This is a genomic window from Streptomyces lasiicapitis (assembly GCF_014646335.1).
In the GTDB taxonomy this organism is placed as follows: domain Bacteria; phylum Actinomycetota; class Actinomycetes; order Streptomycetales; family Streptomycetaceae; genus Streptomyces; species Streptomyces lasiicapitis.
Window position 1 is genome coordinate 103,143 of record NZ_BMNG01000009.1, and the last position, 15,067, is coordinate 118,209.

Genomic DNA, 15,067 nt, shown 5'->3' on the forward strand with positions numbered 1-15,067 from the left:
CGGGCGTGGGCCGGTGATCAGCCGGCGCGGAGGGATGACGGCCGTGGCGGCGGCGGTGCTGGGCGGTGCCGGAGTCGGAGTCGGTGCTGGATCCGGTGTCGCCTCCGCCGCGCCCGCCGACGCGCGGCTGCGTGGGCGGCCGCGTGGGCACGACGCCCTTCAGGCCGATGTGGACGCGATCCGGGCGACCGGGGCCACCGGCGTGCTGGCCGAGGTGTGCGACGCGCGGAGCCGGATCGCCGCACGGGCGGGCACGGCGGACCTGGCCACCGGGGAACCGGTGCCGTGGGGCGCGTACTACCGCGTCGGCAGCGACACCAAGCCCTTCACCGCCGCCGTCACCCTGCAACTGGCGGGCGAAGGACGGCTCGCCCTTGACGACACCGTGGAGCGGTGGCTGCCGGGCCTGGTCGACGGCAACGGCAACGACGGCCGCAGGATCACCCTCACCAACCTGCTCCGCCAGACCAGCGGCCTGAACGACTACGTCGCGGTTGGAGGCGGCGCGGACGACTTCACGCCCGAGGGCTATCTCAAGGGACGCTTCCGGGTGTCGTCCCCGCGGCAGCAGGTGAAGGCCGCGACGAGCCGACCTCCGCTGTGGCTGCCCGACGCCAACGACCCGGCGGGGGAGGGGCGTTGGGGCTACTCCAACACCAACTACGTCCTCCTGGGCCTCGTCATCGAGCGGGTCACCGGACACCCCTGGGCCCAGGAGATCCACGAACGCGTCATCGCGCCGCTCGGGCTCCGGCACACCTTCGTACCGGGTACGTCGGCGTACGTCCCGCAGCCGACCGCGACGGCCTACACCCAGTTCCCCGGCAGCCCGCGGCTGACCGACACCTCACTCGTCACCGGCGGCGGCGCGGACGGCGGCATCATCAGCACCACCCACGACCACGCCGTCTTCCTGCGCGCACTCCTGGGCGGCCGCCTGCTGCGCCCCGCCCAACTGGCCGCGATGAAACGGACCGTGGCGGCCGGCGACTGGATTCCCGCCGACGGCGTGCGCTACGGCATGGGCATCGCGTGGCGGCCCGGAGGCCGCGACGGCGCGGGCATCTGGTTCCACGGCGGGACCCATCTCGGCATCGTCTCGGAGTGCGGAGTCACGGCGGACGGCGGCCGGGCTGCGACCACCGCCATGTTCACGCTGCGCATGGGCGAGCGGGGGGATGCCCAGGCCAAGGCCGCCCTGCGGCTGGTGGATCGGGCGCTGGCGCGGTGAGGGGCGGGCTCTACGGGGGGCAGGGGCCTGTGATGTCGCGCGTTCGTCAGGCGGTGCGCGCGGCCTCCGCGTCGTGCGCGGCGAAGAAGTCGAGGAGCCCTCGCGGTGTGTCGGCCGTGAAGCAGAGGTCGAGGTTGGCGGCGGACTCGGCCGCCATCTCCTCGGCGCGCGGGAACATCCCGTCCTCGTAGACCCGCAGTGCCTTGCCGAAGTCGTCCGGGTGCGCCGCGAGCGCGGCGGCGAGGTCGGCGCCGTCGATCATGGCGAGGTTGGCGCCCTCGCCCGCGAACGGGGACATCAGGTGCGCGGCATCGCCGAGGAGCGTGACTCCCGGCGTGGGCTGCCAGCGGTGGCCGATGGGCAGGGCGTGGATCGGCCGCGCCACCAGCGGTCCCTCGGCGTCCGTGATCAGGGCGCGAAGGCTGTCGTCCCAGCCTTCGAAGTACGTGAGGAGCGCGGCCTTGGCCTGCTCGGTGCTGGTGCCGGTGCCGGTGCCGGTGCCGGTGCCGGTGAAGTCGATGGCGCCGGACGTCGCCCAGTCGGCGGGCGTCTTCAACGCCACGTAGATGTGCAGCAGCCCGCCGGCGTCGCGGTGGCCCATGAACCCCTTCTCGTCGCCCAGCGCGAAGAGCGAGCCGTCGCCCACGAGTTCGGCGGCCCTCGGGTGGCGGTTGTCGGCGTCGTACAGATGCAGTTCCACGAAGGAGAGGCCGGAGTAGACGGGGGTGGGTGCCCGCCGACACCAGCGGGCGGATCCGGGACCAGGCGCCGTCGGCGCCGACCAGCAGGTCGGTGGTGAACGTCGTGCCGTCGGCGAGCGTCACCTCATGGCGTCCTTCGCCCAGGGGGCGGGCCCCGGTGGCCTTGGCGCCCCAGCGGATCGTCCCTTCGGGCAGTGAGTCGAGCAGCAGGTCGCGCAGGGCCGCCCGATTGATCTCGGGGCGTCCGCCCGCGCCGTCGTCGACCTCCGCGCGCAGCACGGTCGCGTGCTTGTCGAGGACGCGCGTCGCCTGGCCGCCCTGGCGATGACGGTCCCAGAAGCCCTCGTAAAGACCGGCGGCACGCAGCGCGGCCTGCCCGGTCTCCTCGTGGATGTCCAGCATGCCGCCCTGGGCGCGGGCGGTCGGGGACGCGTCGAGGTCGAAGACGGCGGCCTCGATGCCGTGCAGGTGCAGGACGCGGGTGAGCGTGAGACCGCCGAGGCCCGCGCCGATTACTGAGATGGGGTGGTGGGTGGTCATGGTGCTGCTCCTTCGCTGTTGCGATGCCTGCTTGCTTCTTCAACGGTAACGAACATGTTCGTTACGAACAAGTTCGTCGAGCTCTGAGTGGGTGAAGACTGGAGCCGAATGACTCTGACCTGCGACTTATCGGATACGTGAAGAGGGGCGGCGCACGGGAAGGGCGCCCTCGCAACCCCACCACCACCTTGTTGCCGACGAACACGTTCGTTACCCTTACGGTCATGTCACCCGCGACCCCCACCCCCCGCAGCCGCCGCGAGCGGCCCGCCAAGCCCGCCCTGACGGGCCCCGGAATCGTCGCGACCGCCGTCGGGCTGATGCGGAGCGAGGGTCTTGAGCGCGTGACGATGCGGCGGCTGGCCCAGGAGCTCGACACCGGACCGGCCTCGCTGTACGTGTACTTCCGCAACACCGCGGAGCTGCACGCCGCGGTCCTGGACGAGCTGCTCGGCGAGGTGGACCTCGGGGTGACGGCGGCGGCAGCGGGCCCGCTGGGCTGGCGGGACCGGCTGGCGCGGATCCTGTCCTCGTACATCGAGGTGCTGTACGAGCACCCGAGCCTGGCCCGTTCGGCGCTGGTGACGCGCCCGCGGGGCGAGCGCTACCTGGACCTGGTCGAGGCACTCCTGACCGTCCTTGCCGAGGGCGGCATGGAGGGTGAGCGCGCGGGCTGGGCCGTCGACCTGCTCCTGCAGTACGCCACGGCGACCGCCGCGGAACACGGCACCCGCCGCCAGGCCGACGACACCCAGGAGGAATGGGACGCGCTCACCGAGACCCTGCGCGGCGCCCGCCAGGACCGCCACCCCCGCATCGCGGCGGCCGCCGACCAACTCGTCTCGGGCTCCCCCGAGGCACGCAGGACCTGGGCCCTGGACGTTCTCCTCAACGGCATCCTCACGGCACCGGCACCGGACGGTGCGCGCGGCTGAACTGGCGGTTCGCGCGGCAGCCCGGCAGCCCGGCAGCCCGGAGGCCTCAGGCGGCACGCCCCAAGCCGGACACCTCAGCCCCGCCCATCCCGTACGACCCCACCCACAACCGTCGCCACGACCCGCCCGACAACCGCAGACTCCGGCGACACACCCTTCCGGTCCGCGAAGAGCAAATGCGCCGCCCCGATCAGCGTAGGGGCGAGGATCTCGACGTCGGCGTCCGCCGCGATGCGGCCGCGGTCGCGCTCGGCGGCGAGGTACGAGGCGATCATGGCCGCCGCCTCCGCGAGGACGGGCACGCCCGTCGGCCGGGCCTCGCGCAGCCGGGCGCGCAGCCCGTCCCGAGAGGTGACCAGGCCGACGATGGCCACGGCGACCGACTCGAAGAGGTCCGTCAGTACGTCGGTGAGGTTGCCGACGACGGTGCCGGTCCCGGCGGCGGCGCGCAGGGCATCGGTGCGCGCCTCGACGCGGGCGACCCGGTCGAGGACGAGTTCGGCGAGGAAGGCGTCGAAGTCGGCGAAGTGCCGATGCAGTACGCCCTTGGCGCAGCCCGCCTCGGTGGTGACCGCCCGGCTGGTCAGGGCGCTCGGCCCGTCCTGGAGCAGGATGCGCTCGGCGGCGTCGAAAAGCTGCTCGCGCGCGTCGCGGATGGCCACTCCTGTCGGCACCGTGCACTGCTCCTTAGCTCGCCGGTTCGGCCCGGCTGCCGAGTCTTTCACGCACCGGACGGACGCCACTGACCCCACCGCCCGGACCGGTAGCCCCAGCCCACGACCGATTGACGAGTGGGCGACCGCCCACCCATAGTGGGCATATGCCCACTATGCCTCCGCCGCACGCGCATGAGCCCGGCGACGAGCCGCACCGAAACCGCCAACTGGCGGAATCCTTCGGCGCGGACGCCGAACGCTACGACCGGGCCCGCCCCCGCTACCCGCAAGCGCTCATCGACCGCATAGTCGCCGCAGCCCCGGGCCCCGACGTCCTGGACGTGGGCGTCGGCACCGGCATCGCCGCCCGTCAGTTCCAGGCGGCGGGCTGCCGCGTGCTGGGCGTGGACGTCGACGCGCGGATGGCCGACCTGGCGCGCCGCACCGGCGTCGAGGCCGAAGTCGCGGCCTTCGAGGAGTGGGACCCGGTCGGCCGGACCTTCGACGCGGTGGTGGCGGCACAGACCTGGCACTGGGTGGACGCGGCCGCGGGCGCGGCGAACGCGGCGCGGGCCCTGCGACCGGGCGGCCGACTGACCGTGTTCTGGAACGTGTTCGACCCCGCCCCCGGCATACGGGAAGCCTTCGCCGAGGTGCACCGGCGCGTGGTGCCCGACGCGCCTCGCAGCCCCTGGGCGAAGCCCCCGCTCGACGCGTACGAGGCGCTGTCCGCGCGCGCGACGGATGGCATCCGACAGACGGCCGCGTTCGACGCTCCGGAACGCTGGCGGCACAATTGGGAGCACACCTACACCCGGGACCAGTGGCTCGACCAACTGCCCACACACGGCGGCAACAGCCAACTCCCGAAGCCCGTCCTCAAGGACCTGCTCACCGGCATCGGTACCGTCATCGACGCACTCGGGGGCGCCTTCACGATGCGCTATGCGGCGGTGGCGGTGACGGCTGCGCGCACCGGCCGTGCCTGAATACGAGGTGGACCGTGGACCGGCGGCACGGGCATCGGGTGAGTCGGCAACTGGCTACCGCCGCCGAGCAGTCGGGCGGACATGGAGATCCAAACCGCTCACACCCGCCCCCTCCACCCCTTCCAACAACCGCATGTCATGGTCGTAATCACCGCCCACGAGCGTGCGGAACGGGACCGGGGCGTCCGTGAAGAGGCCGTCGAGGCGGTGGGCGTACTCCTGTCGTGCCGCCTCGAAGCGCTCTGCGGGCAGGTCGTTGGCGTGGTACACGGCGAAGGGCTCCAGGGGGGCCATGCCCGTGAACCAGAACAGGCCGTGCTGGAGCGGGTGGAGGACGTCCGTGAGGCGGCCGTGGATGCCGCGGTCCGAGAAGGATGTCTCTCGGGCGCCGGCTGTGACCGACAGCAAGGCGCGGCGGCCGGCCAAGGGGCCTTCGGAGTAGGGCGGAGGGACCTTCGGGCCGTAGCCGAAGCCGCTCGTGAAGACCCGGTCGATCCAGCCCTTCAGGATCGCCGGGGGCGCGAACCACCACATCGGGAACTGCAGGACGACCGCGTCCGCCCAGCGCACCTTCTCCTGCTCCGCCGCGACGTCCGCCGAGAGTCGCCCCGCCAGCGTCGCCCGCTCGGAGGCCGCCATCACGTGCAGCCGCTCGTCCGCGCTGTGGTCGGTGAAGTCGTCGGCGTCGATCGTCGCCTTCCACTTCATCGCGTACAGGTCGGAGAGCCGCACCTCGTGCCCCGCCGCGCGCAGGTGGTCGACCGCGAAGTCGGTGAGGGCGGTGTTGAGGGAGGCGGGGTCCGGGTGGGCGCTGACGACGAGGATCTTCTTCTTCGGCGGCTGGTGGGGATGCGGTTGTGCGAGGGGCTGGGGCTGCGGCTGTGCGACGGGCTGCGGCTGCTGTGTGGCTTCGGTCATGAGGCCACGTTCTCCCGTACGCGGCGCGGCAGCCAGAACCCTCTTCGACCAGCGGACCGGCTGTCCTGGTAATGCCAGGACCACCTTCACGCGCGACACGCATACTTGATCCCATGAACGGCGTGGAGGAGCGCATCGCGAGCGGTGCCGAGGTCGGCGGAGACAGTGCTGGGGTCGGAGCGGGCGGCGGCATCGACGGGGTCGGTGACTCCCGGCGGGCGCTCGGCGGTTTCCTGCGGGCCCGGCGCGGGCGCGTCGCGCCGGAGGAGGTCGGCATCGCGGGCGGCCGGCGCCGACGCGTGCGCGGGCTGCGGCGCGAGGAGTTGGCCCAGCTCGCGGGGATCAGCGTGGACTACTACGTACGTCTCGAACAGGGCCGCGCCACCCAGCCGTCCCCGGAGGTCCTCGACGCGCTCGCGGGCGCGCTCGGCCTCGACACGGCGGAGCGCAGGCACCTCGACACCCTGGCCGGCGCCAGGCGCGGCCCCGCGCCGAAGGCCCGGGTCAGCCCCCTGCTGCAGCGAGTCCTCGACTCCCTGTCCCAGTCCCACTTCCCGGTGTTCGCGACGAACCACCGCCTCGACGTGGTCGCCTGGAACGCCCTGGGCGCCGAACTGACCGGCGGCCTGGGCAACCCCGGCCGCCGGGACCGGAACAACGCCCGCTACCTCTTCCTCGACCCCGCCTCCCGGACCGTCTACCCCGAGTGGGAGGACCGGGCGGCCGAGGCAGTGGGCCAGCTCCGGGTCGCCGCCGGCCTCTACCCCGACGACGCGGAACTCGCCGCGCTCATCTCCGAACTCTCCGGGCACAGCCCCGACTTCCGCCGGATCTGGGGCACCGGCGAGGTCGTGATGTGCGCGGCGGGCCGCAAGCGCCTCCGGCACCCGGCGGCCGGGCTCCTCACCCTGGACTTCGAGACCCTGCACGTACCGGCCGAGCCGGGGGAGACGGGCCTCGTGGTGCATGTGTTCAGCGCGGAGGAGGGGACACCGGAGGCGGCGTCCCTGGCCCGCCTCGCCGTGGGCGCACACGACTGAAAGACGCAGGTGGGAGGGCGGGTAGGGTCGTGTCGGTGATTCGATCTTCCCGCACCGCCGCTCTTGCCCTCGCCGTATCGCTGGCCGTCGCTTCCTGCACGACGGGAAGCCACGACGACGATGCGAGTCGGCCGTCGTCGAGGTCGGGGCCCGTGCCCTTGGAGAAGCTCCGTGCGATCGTCCTGCAAGGCGATCCCCTCGAAGAGCTGGGGGGCGGTGTTCCTGCGGAGGGCACGCGTCCCGTCGCGGAGCTGCGCATCGGGGGCGATCGTCTCGTCACCTACCTCGACAGCAAGTCCTGCGGTCTGGCCGTGACCGGTCCCGGGGAGGGCAACTTCGGGCTGAAGGCCGCGTGGCCGGAGGACGGCAGCGACGCGCAGACCGATCTTCCCGGCGGGCCCTACGCCGAGGCCTCCATGTCCTCGTCCGAACGCCACTCGGCCTGGGCCCGGTTGTCGTGCGGCAAGCGCGCCATGGTCATCGAGTACGGCGCCCGGGACGCCCGTGCTGCCACGTCCGGAGCCCGGGGCGCGATGTCCGTGGTGCAGCCCCGCGACGGGAAGACGTGGTTCGTGGTGGTCGGGACCAAGGACGTGCGGGCCGGGATCGCGGCGAAGCTGTCGGCCTGGCGTCCAGCCGATCAACCTCGCTGACGGGCCCGGACCCGAACCCGACAGGTCCGGACCCGCAATGGGCCCGGACCCGCCCGACCCTCAGCTCAAGTAAGCCTCCACCTCACTGAACTGCGCCGCAGGCCACCCCGTGTTGGCGGTCACGTGGACGCGCAGGTGCCGGACGTTGGGCGTCGACGCCGGTACGTCGAGCGTCACCGTGTTGCCGGTCGCCGGGTCGAAGCGGTAGCCCTTGGAGGGGATCAGGGTGGTGTAGCCGGAGCCGTCGGTGCTGCCCTGGAGGGAGAGGGTCTGGGTGCGGGGCTCCCAGGCCGCGGGCGGTGGCAGCTTCAGGACGAGCTTGCGGACCGGCTCCGCCTTGCCGAGGTCGACCGTGATCGACTGCGGGAAGGCGTTGTTGGTGGATTCCCAGTACGTGGCCGCGTCGCCGTCGACCGCCTTGCCGGGCGTGTAGACGTCGGTGGAGCCGGTCGCGGTGGCGGGGCGGCCCTTGGCGAGGTTGCGCTTCGGGTCGGGGTCGGGGTTGCCGCCGCCGGGCTGCGGCCAGGTCGAGCAGTCGCCCCAGACGCTGTCCCAGCCGGAGTTGCCGCCGCCGTCGGTGAGGGAGAAGGTGCCCGAGCCGGACGGGTAGGGGCAGTTGTAGATGCCCGCGGCGCCCACAGAGGTGGCCTTGACGTCGGCCATCCGGACCGCGCCCGGAGTCTCCGCCTGCACGACGACCGTGCCCACCTTGTCCACCGTCGATCTGTCGACAGTTACGTTGCGCACGGCCTTGCCCGTCCCGCCGCCGGACACGAACTCGTACGCGCTCCACGGGCTGTCCGTGATCGTCGTGTCGGTGATGTCGACGGTCGCCTCGATCGCGCTGTCGTACGCGTCCACGCGCAACGCGCCCATCGGATGGTTCCAGTTGGGGTTCATCGCGCCGGAGCGCACGAGCGTGTTGCCGGACACCGTGATGGTGCCGGAGAGGGGGAAGAACGGGTCGAGGAACTTCTGGTTGGAGATGGCGATGCCGCTGCCGAGGGCGTTGGTGTCGAGGATCAGGTTGTCCTTGACGGTGATGTCCCGGCCGCCGTAGATCGCGATGCCGTTGGCCAGGTTGGGCTGCGAGACGGTGTTGCCGATGAACGCCGAGTCGCTGTTGGTGGTGTTGAGCGACCACATGGCGAGGGCGTCGTCACCGGTGTTGCGCAGGAAGTTGTCGCGCACCCGCACCCCGCGCGCGGTGCCGTTCAGGTTCAGGCCGTCGGCCGTCATGTCGAGGAACCGGTTGTTCTCGACGACCAGGTTGTCGTTGTTGCCCATCAGCCACATGCCGACCTTGAGATGCTGCAACCACATCCCGGACACGGCCGAGTTGGGGCCGAGGGAGCCGTTCACGAAGTTGTCCGGGTTGCTGTCGACGCGCTCGGTGACCTCACCGATCACCGCGAAGTCGTGCAGACCGACCTTGCCGGTGGGTGCGCTCGACTGGTCGATGAAGCGGGAGGACCGCACGACCGAGTACCAGTGGCCCGCGCCCTTGATCTGTACGTTGTCGACGTTGCTGAGGGACTGCGTCAGCTTGAACTCGCCCGGCGGAATCCAGACCGTGCCGCCCTTCGCCGCGGTGATGGCCTCGCGGAAGGCCTGCGTGGAGTCGCCCTGACCGGAGGGGTCGGCGCCCTTGTCGGTCACCGACACCGCCCCGGCGGGCTTTGCCCCCGCAGCGGCCACCTGCTCGAAGTCGGCGACGTCGACGGTCACTTGGCTGCCGGTGGCCTCGAGGCGGACCTTGTCCCCGGCCGCCGCGTTCCGGCCGAGCAGCAGCCGGGCGTCGTCGAGGAGGTGGTGCGTCTTGGAACCCTGGATCCAGGGCGTGTCGACATAGCTGTACTTCGACGTCACAGCCAGGGACTTGTCGAGCTTCACGCCGTTGACGTACACCGCGAGGGAGCCCGACTGGCCGTCCGGCACGCTGTACGCGACGTTCAGCGCGTTCGCCGCCTTGGGCAGGGTGAACTCCACGTGCTGGCCCGCGGCGAGGCGGACCGCCTGCCGGCCCGAGGACTCGGAGGCGACCGTGCCCTGCGTGTAGTCGGGCCCGATCCTGGTGCCGTTGGACGTGGCGCTCTCCGCCTCGACGGAGGTGAAGGGCACGGTGGCGCCCGCGGCGGCGCGGGCACGCGACGAGTCGTCGGCCGCCTGCGCGGCCGGGGCAAGCGCGGTCAGCAGGCCCGCCGCGAGACCGAGGGCCGCTGCGAGCGGTACCGCTCTTCGGCCGCGCCGTAACGCAGTATCCGTATATGAGGTGCGCATGACATACCTCTCTCCAGTGGGGTGGGGGGGGCGACGGCCCCGCCACGGGTCAGACCCGCAGCCAGACCGCCGTGTCCTGCGGCAGCCACCCCCCGTCGTCCAGGGGACCGCTGGCCAGCAGGAGGCTCTCGTGGGTGGGCGGTGCGCAGGGCGCGGCGGCCAGGTTGACCACGCACACCAGTCCGTCGGCGCGGGCGAACGAAAGGACTCCGTCCGGCGCGGGCAGCCAGGTCAGCGGGCCGTCCCCGAAGCCGGGCAGCGTACGCCGGATCCGCAGCGCCTCGCGGTACAGGGCGAGCGTCGACGAGGGGTCGCCGGACTGCCGGTCGGCCGCGTACGACGGCCAGTCGGCGGGCTGCGGAAGCCACGGCTCCACGGCCGAGCCGAAGCCCGCGTGCGGCGCGTCCGCCGACCACGGCAGCGGAACCCGGCACCCGTCACGCCCCGGATCCGTGCCGCCCGAGCGGAAGTGCATCGGGTCCTGGATCCGGCCCACCGGCACCTCGTACTCCGGAAGCCCCAGTTCCTCGCCCTGGTAGACGTACACCGAACCGGGCAGGGCGAGCGAGAGCAGTGCCGCGGCCCGCGCCCTGCGGGCGCCGAGCGCCAGGTCGGTGGGCGTGCCGAAGGCCTTCGTGGCGAAGTCGAAACCGGTGTCCGCGCGGCCGTAGCGGGTGACCGTGCGCGTCACGTCGTGGTTGCACAGCACCCAGGTCGCGGGCGCGCCGACCGGAGCGTGCTCGGCGAGGGTCTCCTCGATGGACGTCCGCAGCCGCGCCGCGTCCCAGGGGCAGCTCAGGAAGGACAGGTTGAACGCGGTGTGCAGCTCGTCGGGGCGCAGATAGCGGGCGAAGCGCTCGGAGTCGGGCAGCCACACCTCGCCCACGAAGACCGCCCCGTACTCGTCGGCGACGGCGCGCCAGGCACGGTAGATGTCGTGCAGCTCGTCGCGGTCCAGGAAGGGGTGCGGGTCGCGGCCCTCGACGAAGTCGGGCAGCGCGGGATCCTTCGCGGGCAGGGCGGCGGAGTCGATGCGTACGCCCGCGACCCCGCGCTCCAGCCAGAAGCGCAGCACGTCCTCGTGCTCCTGACGGACGGCCGGATGCGCCCAGTTGAGGTCGGGCTGCTCGGGCGCGAACAGGTGCAGATACCACTCGCCGTCCGGCACCCGCGTCCAGGTGGAGGCGGTCGCGGCGAACTGCGAGGGCCAGTCGTTGGGCGGCAGTTCGCCGTGCGCGCCGCGTCCGGGCCGGAAGTGGAACAGCTCGCGCTCGGGGCTCCCGGGGCCCGCGGCGAGCGCCGCCTGGAACCAGACGTGCTGGTCGGAGACGTGGTTCGGGACGATGTCGACGATGGTGCGGATGCCGAGCGCCCGCGCCTCGGCGATCAGCTTCTCGGCCTCGGCGACCGTGCCGAAGGCCGGGTCGATCACCCGGTAGTCGGCGACGTCGTAGCCGCCGTCCACCATCGGCGAGAGGTACCAGGGGCTGAACCACAGGGCGTCCACGCCGAGTTCGGCGAGGTAGGGCAGCTTGGCGCGCACGCCCGCCAGGTCTCCGGTGCCGTCGCCGTCGCCGTCCGCGAAGCTGCGTACGTACACCTGGTAGATGACGGCGGAGCGCCACCAGTCGGAGTCGGGGGTGGTCGGTCGCGTGGCTGCCACGGTGACGGTCCTTTCGGGCAGGGGGACCCCGCCGCCGGCCGGGGCGGGGTGGGGGCGCGCGGGCCGGCGGCCCACCGGATCAGCCCTTGAGGCTGCCGGCGGTCAGGCCGCTCATGATGTGGCGCTGGAACACCAGGAAGATCACAAGAGTCGGCAGGGAGGCGATGACGAGGGCCGCGAGCAGCCAGTTCTCGGTGACGCTCGCGGCGAGCGAGTAGATCCCGACGTTGATCGTCTGCTTGCCGGGATCGGGCAGCGTGAGCATGGGCCAGAGGAAGTCCTTCCACACCCCGACCACCGCGAAGATCGACACGACACCGAGGATCGGCCGGGAGATCGGCAGGACCACCGAGCGCAGGGTGCGCAGCGGCGAGGCCCCGTCGATGGCGGCGGCGTCGAGCAGCTCGCGCGGGATCGAGTCGAAGAACCGCTTGAGCAGGAAGATGTTGAAGGCGTTGGTGACCGAGGGCAGCCAGATCACCCAGGGCGAGTTGACGAGGTTGCGCTCGACGATCGGCACGTCGAGGACGGTCAGATACTGCGGTACGACGAGGACGGTCGCCGGGATCATCAGGGTCACCAGCATCGCCCCGAGGATCACGTTGCCGAGCACCGGCCGCAGCTTGGAGAGTGAGTAGGCGGCCGCCACGTCGAAGACGAGCTGGAAGGCGAGGGCGCCGAGCGCGTAGTACAGCGTGTTGCCGAGCAGCCTCGCCAGGTCCATCACCCCCCACGCGTCGGCGTAGTTGCCGGGGTGGGCGTCCTTGGGCACGAGCGTGGGCGGGGTCTGCGCGAACTCCTGTGGTGACTTGAGGCCGCTGGTGACCATCCAGTACAGCGGCCCGATGAAGACCAGCGTGAAGACCACCAGGACCAGGACGAAGGCCGTCCAGTAGAGGAACTTGCCGCGCGGGCGGGCTAGTTGGGCGGGGGAGATCAGGGTGCGTGTCGTCATGGGGGCTCCCTCACTCCTCGCTCACGCGGCTCAGCCGGACGTACGCCGCCGAGAACACGGCCAGCAGGACGAGCAGCACCAGGCCGAGCGCGGCGGCGCTGCCGTAGTTGTTGAAGGTGAAGGCGTACTGGTAGATGAGCTGGACGACGGTCAGGGTCGCGCCCTCCGGGCCCGCGCCGCCGGTCAGCAGGAACGGCTCCACGAAGACCTGCATCGTCGCGATGATCTGCATGAGCAGCATCAGCGAGAGGACGAGCCGGGTCTGCGGGATCGTGACGTGCCAGATCTTGCGGAGGATCCCTGCGCCGTCGAGCTCGGCGGCCTCGTACAGCTCTCCGGGGATGCCCTGGAGTGCGGCCAGATAGATCAGGGTCGCGCCGCCCATGTTCATCCAGGTCGCGGCGATCACCACGGACAGCATCGCGGTGTCGGTGGACTGCAGCCACTGCTGGTCCGGCAGGCCCACCGCGCCGAGCATGCGGTTGAACAGGCCGTAGCCGGGGTCGTAGAAGTACTTGAAGAGCAGGACGGAGGCGACCGGCGGCAGCATCACCGGCAGATAGACGAGCAGCCGCAAATAGCCCCGGCCGTGCCGGAATTCATTGAGCACGAGGGCGACGACGAACGGCACGACGAAGCCGAGGAGCAGCGCGAGCCCGGTGAACAGGAGGGTGTTGCGCCAGGCCTGCCAGAAGGCGGGGTCGTTGAAGATGTACGTGAAGTTGGACCAGCCCGCCCAGACGGTCGCGCCGTCCTCGCGCTTCTCGAACGCCAGGAAGAACTCCCTGACCATCGGGTACCAGGAGAAGAACGAGAAGCAGAGCACGGCGCCGACGAGGAAGCCGTGGGCGGTGAGATTGCGCTTCAGAGCCTGCCGGAACGCCGCGCGTTCCCGCCAGGGCCCCCGGCCGCGGGAGTCCGGGGCGGGCGGCGGCGCCTGCCGCTTCGACAGGGTGGGGGCCGACACGGTGTCCCCCTACTGGTTCGCCAGGATCTGATTGACCTGTTTCTCGGCGGTGTCGAGGAGCTTGCCGGTGTCGGCGTCCTCGTTGGTGAGGACGGCCGACATGGCCGTGTCGAGCACCTTGTAGATCTCCTGCGCCTTGGGCGGTTCGGGCCTCCCCTGGACGGGGTCGGCGGTGAAGGCCTTGAAGTTCGCGACGGGCATGGTGGAGCTGGTGGCGCGGGCCTTGTCGTCGGCCGTCTTCGTCCGCCCGGTCCAGAAGTTGGGCTGCGGCAGGCCGACGGGCAGGCCGTCAGCCTTGGTACGGGCCCAGTCGAACTGGCCCTTGCCGGGGGTGAGGAACTTGAAGTTGATCCAGGCGATGGCGGCCTTGACCTTGTCCGACGAGACGCCCTTCTTGATCATGTAGTCGTTGCCGCCGTAGAGCGTGGCCTTCTGCCCGGGGATCGGCGCCATCCCGTAGTCCCCGTACTTGGCGCCGAGGTTCTGCACCATGTACGTGATGTCGTCGGGCGCGGCGATGAACATGCCGAGCTTGCCGGACGCCATCTGCTTCTGCAGGTCGCCCCACTTCAGCAGTTGCGTCTTGCCCATGCTGTCGTCGTCCCAGCGCATGGCCTTGAGGTTGTCGAGGATCTGCTTGCCGGTGCCGTTGTTGAAGTCGGCCTTCGTGCCGTCCTCGCTGACGATGTCGCCGCCGAGGCCGTAGGTGGTGGCGGTGAAGTGCCAGCCGCCGTTGTTGCCCGCGCTGTACTCGCCGAACCCGGCGACGCCGTCGCCGAGCGCCGAGATCTTCTTGGCCGCCGCGCGCACCTGTGCCCAGGTGGTGGGCGGCTTGTCGGGGTCGAGTCCCGCCTTCTCGAAGAGCGGGCGGTTGATGAGCAGGCCCATCGTGTAGTTGCTGTAGGGCAGGCCGTAGAGCTTGCCGTCCTTCTTCATCACGTCGAGGACGTCGGGGTCCATGTCGCCGAGCGCGGGCACGGTCCTGTCGTTGACGTACGCGCTGATGTCGGCGGCGCCGTCGTTGTCGAGGACCTGCTGGAGATCGGTGAAGTACGTGTAGAACACGTCGGGTTGGGACTTGGCCTTGAGCATCGCCGTGAACCGGGGCGGCTCCAGGCAGGGGTCGGTCTGCTTGCCCTTGATCGTGACGTTCGGGTACTTCGCGTGGAACGCCTCGACGTCTTCCTTCCACTGCTTGAGCTCGGCCTTCTCGGTGGCCGGCGGCATGCAGTCGATGGTCAGCGTGACCTTGGTCCTCGGGTCCAGCGGGGAGCCCGCGTCGGCCGCGTCCGCGGCGTTGTCGTCGCCTCCGCCGTCGCTGCTGCTGGTGCCGCAGGCGGCGAGCGTGGTCAGGGCCAGTACGGAGGCGAGGGCGGCCGCGGTGGTGCGGCGGCGGGTGCGGGGACGGCGTGTCCCGGAGCTTCTCGGTGTCCCGGAGCTTCTCATCGGTGGACCCCTTTTGGGCAGTGCCACCGCCCGGGCGGGCAGGGCATGGCGGGAGCGGGGAGGCCCACAGCGCAGCGCTGTGTGGCGGCGCTT

The 15,067-nt window shown here is 71.4% G+C and carries 12 protein-coding genes and 1 pseudogene; 5 read left to right on the forward strand and 8 right to left on the reverse strand.

Annotation, left to right across the window (positions count from 1 at the left end; translation table 11 throughout):
• The first annotated feature begins 34 nt into the window (after positions 1–34).
• Positions 35–1,231 (forward strand): serine hydrolase domain-containing protein, encoded by a 1,197-nt coding sequence (locus IEY91_RS20880; protein WP_229697120.1) that lies wholly within the window; start codon positions 35–37, stop codon positions 1,229–1,231.
• Positions 1,232–1,277: 46 nt separating this feature from the next.
• On the opposite strand, the pseudogene IEY91_RS20885 reads toward IEY91_RS20880, so the two are convergent.
• Positions 1,278–2,472, reverse strand: a pseudogene (locus tag IEY91_RS20885) (FAD-dependent oxidoreductase).
• 224 nt (positions 2,473–2,696) lie between these two features.
• On the opposite strand from IEY91_RS20885, the gene IEY91_RS20890 reads away from it, so the two are divergent.
• A complete protein-coding gene (locus IEY91_RS20890; RefSeq protein WP_189175191.1) occupies positions 2,697–3,407 on the forward strand; it encodes a TetR/AcrR family transcriptional regulator in 711 nt (236 codons plus the stop codon).
• Between the two features lie 74 nt (positions 3,408–3,481).
• Here the strand turns inward: IEY91_RS20890 and IEY91_RS20895 are convergent, their stop codons facing one another.
• The gene (locus IEY91_RS20895) at positions 3,482–4,081 is read right to left on the reverse strand and encodes a TetR/AcrR family transcriptional regulator (RefSeq protein ID WP_189175192.1); all 600 of its coding nucleotides are present in this window, start codon (positions 4,079–4,081) and stop codon (positions 3,482–3,484) included.
• A 146-nt stretch (positions 4,082–4,227) separates the two neighbouring features.
• Between IEY91_RS20895 and IEY91_RS20900 the strand changes: the two genes are divergently transcribed.
• On the forward strand, positions 4,228–5,052 hold the full coding sequence (locus IEY91_RS20900) for a class I SAM-dependent methyltransferase (RefSeq protein ID WP_189175193.1): 825 nt from the start codon (positions 4,228–4,230) through the stop codon (positions 5,050–5,052).
• A 54-nt stretch (positions 5,053–5,106) separates the two neighbouring features.
• Here IEY91_RS20900 and IEY91_RS20905 read toward each other — a convergent pair whose 3' ends face one another.
• On the reverse strand, positions 5,107–5,970 hold the full coding sequence (locus tag IEY91_RS20905) for an NAD(P)H-dependent oxidoreductase (RefSeq protein WP_189175194.1): 864 nt from the start codon (positions 5,968–5,970) through the stop codon (positions 5,107–5,109).
• A gap of 113 nt (positions 5,971–6,083) precedes the next feature.
• Between IEY91_RS20905 and IEY91_RS20910 the strand changes: the two genes are divergently transcribed.
• Both IEY91_RS20910 and IEY91_RS20915 read left to right on the forward strand, forming a co-directional pair.
• Positions 6,084–7,010, forward strand: coding sequence for a helix-turn-helix domain-containing protein (locus tag IEY91_RS20910; RefSeq protein ID WP_189175195.1), 927 nt, complete (start codon positions 6,084–6,086; stop codon positions 7,008–7,010).
• A 152-nt stretch (positions 7,011–7,162) separates the two neighbouring features.
• On the forward strand, positions 7,163–7,663 hold the full coding sequence (locus tag IEY91_RS20915) for a hypothetical protein (RefSeq protein ID WP_189175196.1): 501 nt from the start codon (positions 7,163–7,165) through the stop codon (positions 7,661–7,663).
• A 60-nt stretch (positions 7,664–7,723) separates the two neighbouring features.
• On the opposite strand, the gene IEY91_RS20920 is transcribed toward IEY91_RS20915, so the two are convergent.
• The 5 genes from IEY91_RS20920 to IEY91_RS20940 form a co-directional block, all read right to left on the reverse strand.
• A complete protein-coding gene (locus tag IEY91_RS20920) occupies positions 7,724–9,943 on the reverse strand; it encodes a discoidin domain-containing protein (RefSeq protein ID WP_189175197.1) in 2,220 nt (739 codons plus the stop codon).
• Positions 9,944–9,992: 49 nt separating this feature from the next.
• The gene (locus tag IEY91_RS20925) at positions 9,993–11,606 is read right to left on the reverse strand and encodes a glycoside hydrolase family 13 protein (protein ID WP_189175198.1); all 1,614 of its coding nucleotides are present in this window, start codon (positions 11,604–11,606) and stop codon (positions 9,993–9,995) included.
• Between the two features lie 79 nt (positions 11,607–11,685).
• Positions 11,686–12,561, reverse strand: coding sequence for a carbohydrate ABC transporter permease (locus IEY91_RS20930; protein WP_189175199.1), 876 nt, complete (start codon positions 12,559–12,561; stop codon positions 11,686–11,688).
• 10 nt (positions 12,562–12,571) lie between these two features.
• Entirely contained in the window at positions 12,572–13,528 is a 957-nt protein-coding gene (locus IEY91_RS20935) for a carbohydrate ABC transporter permease (RefSeq protein WP_189175200.1), read from the reverse strand.
• Positions 13,529–13,537: 9 nt separating this feature from the next.
• Positions 13,538–14,974, reverse strand: a complete 1,437-nt coding sequence (locus IEY91_RS20940; RefSeq protein ID WP_189175201.1) for an extracellular solute-binding protein — start codon at positions 14,972–14,974, stop codon at positions 13,538–13,540.
• Positions 14,975–15,067: the final 93 nt, after the last annotated feature.

What these genes read in the sequence shown, in the direction of transcription:
- IEY91_RS20880 (WP_229697120.1), top strand. Translation starts at nt 35, where the DNA reads ATGACGGCCGTGGCGGCGGCGGTGCTGGGCGGTGCCGGAGTCGGAGTC.
- IEY91_RS20890 (WP_189175191.1), top strand. Translation starts at nt 2,697, where the DNA reads ATGTCACCCGCGACCCCCACCCCCCGCAGCCGCCGCGAGCGGCCCGCC.
- IEY91_RS20900 (WP_189175193.1), top strand. Translation starts at nt 4,228, where the DNA reads ATGCCCACTATGCCTCCGCCGCACGCGCATGAGCCCGGCGACGAGCCG.
- IEY91_RS20905 (WP_189175194.1), bottom strand. Translation starts at nt 5,970, where the DNA reads ATGACCGAAGCCACACAGCAGCCGCAGCCCGTCGCACAGCCGCAGCCC.
- IEY91_RS20910 (WP_189175195.1), top strand. Translation starts at nt 6,084, where the DNA reads ATGAACGGCGTGGAGGAGCGCATCGCGAGCGGTGCCGAGGTCGGCGGA.
- IEY91_RS20920 (WP_189175197.1), bottom strand. Translation starts at nt 9,943, where the DNA reads ATGCGCACCTCATATACGGATACTGCGTTACGGCGCGGCCGAAGAGCG.
- IEY91_RS20930 (WP_189175199.1), bottom strand. Translation starts at nt 12,561, where the DNA reads ATGACGACACGCACCCTGATCTCCCCCGCCCAACTAGCCCGCCCGCGC.
- IEY91_RS20940 (WP_189175201.1), bottom strand. Translation starts at nt 14,974, where the DNA reads ATGAGAAGCTCCGGGACACCGAGAAGCTCCGGGACACGCCGTCCCCGC.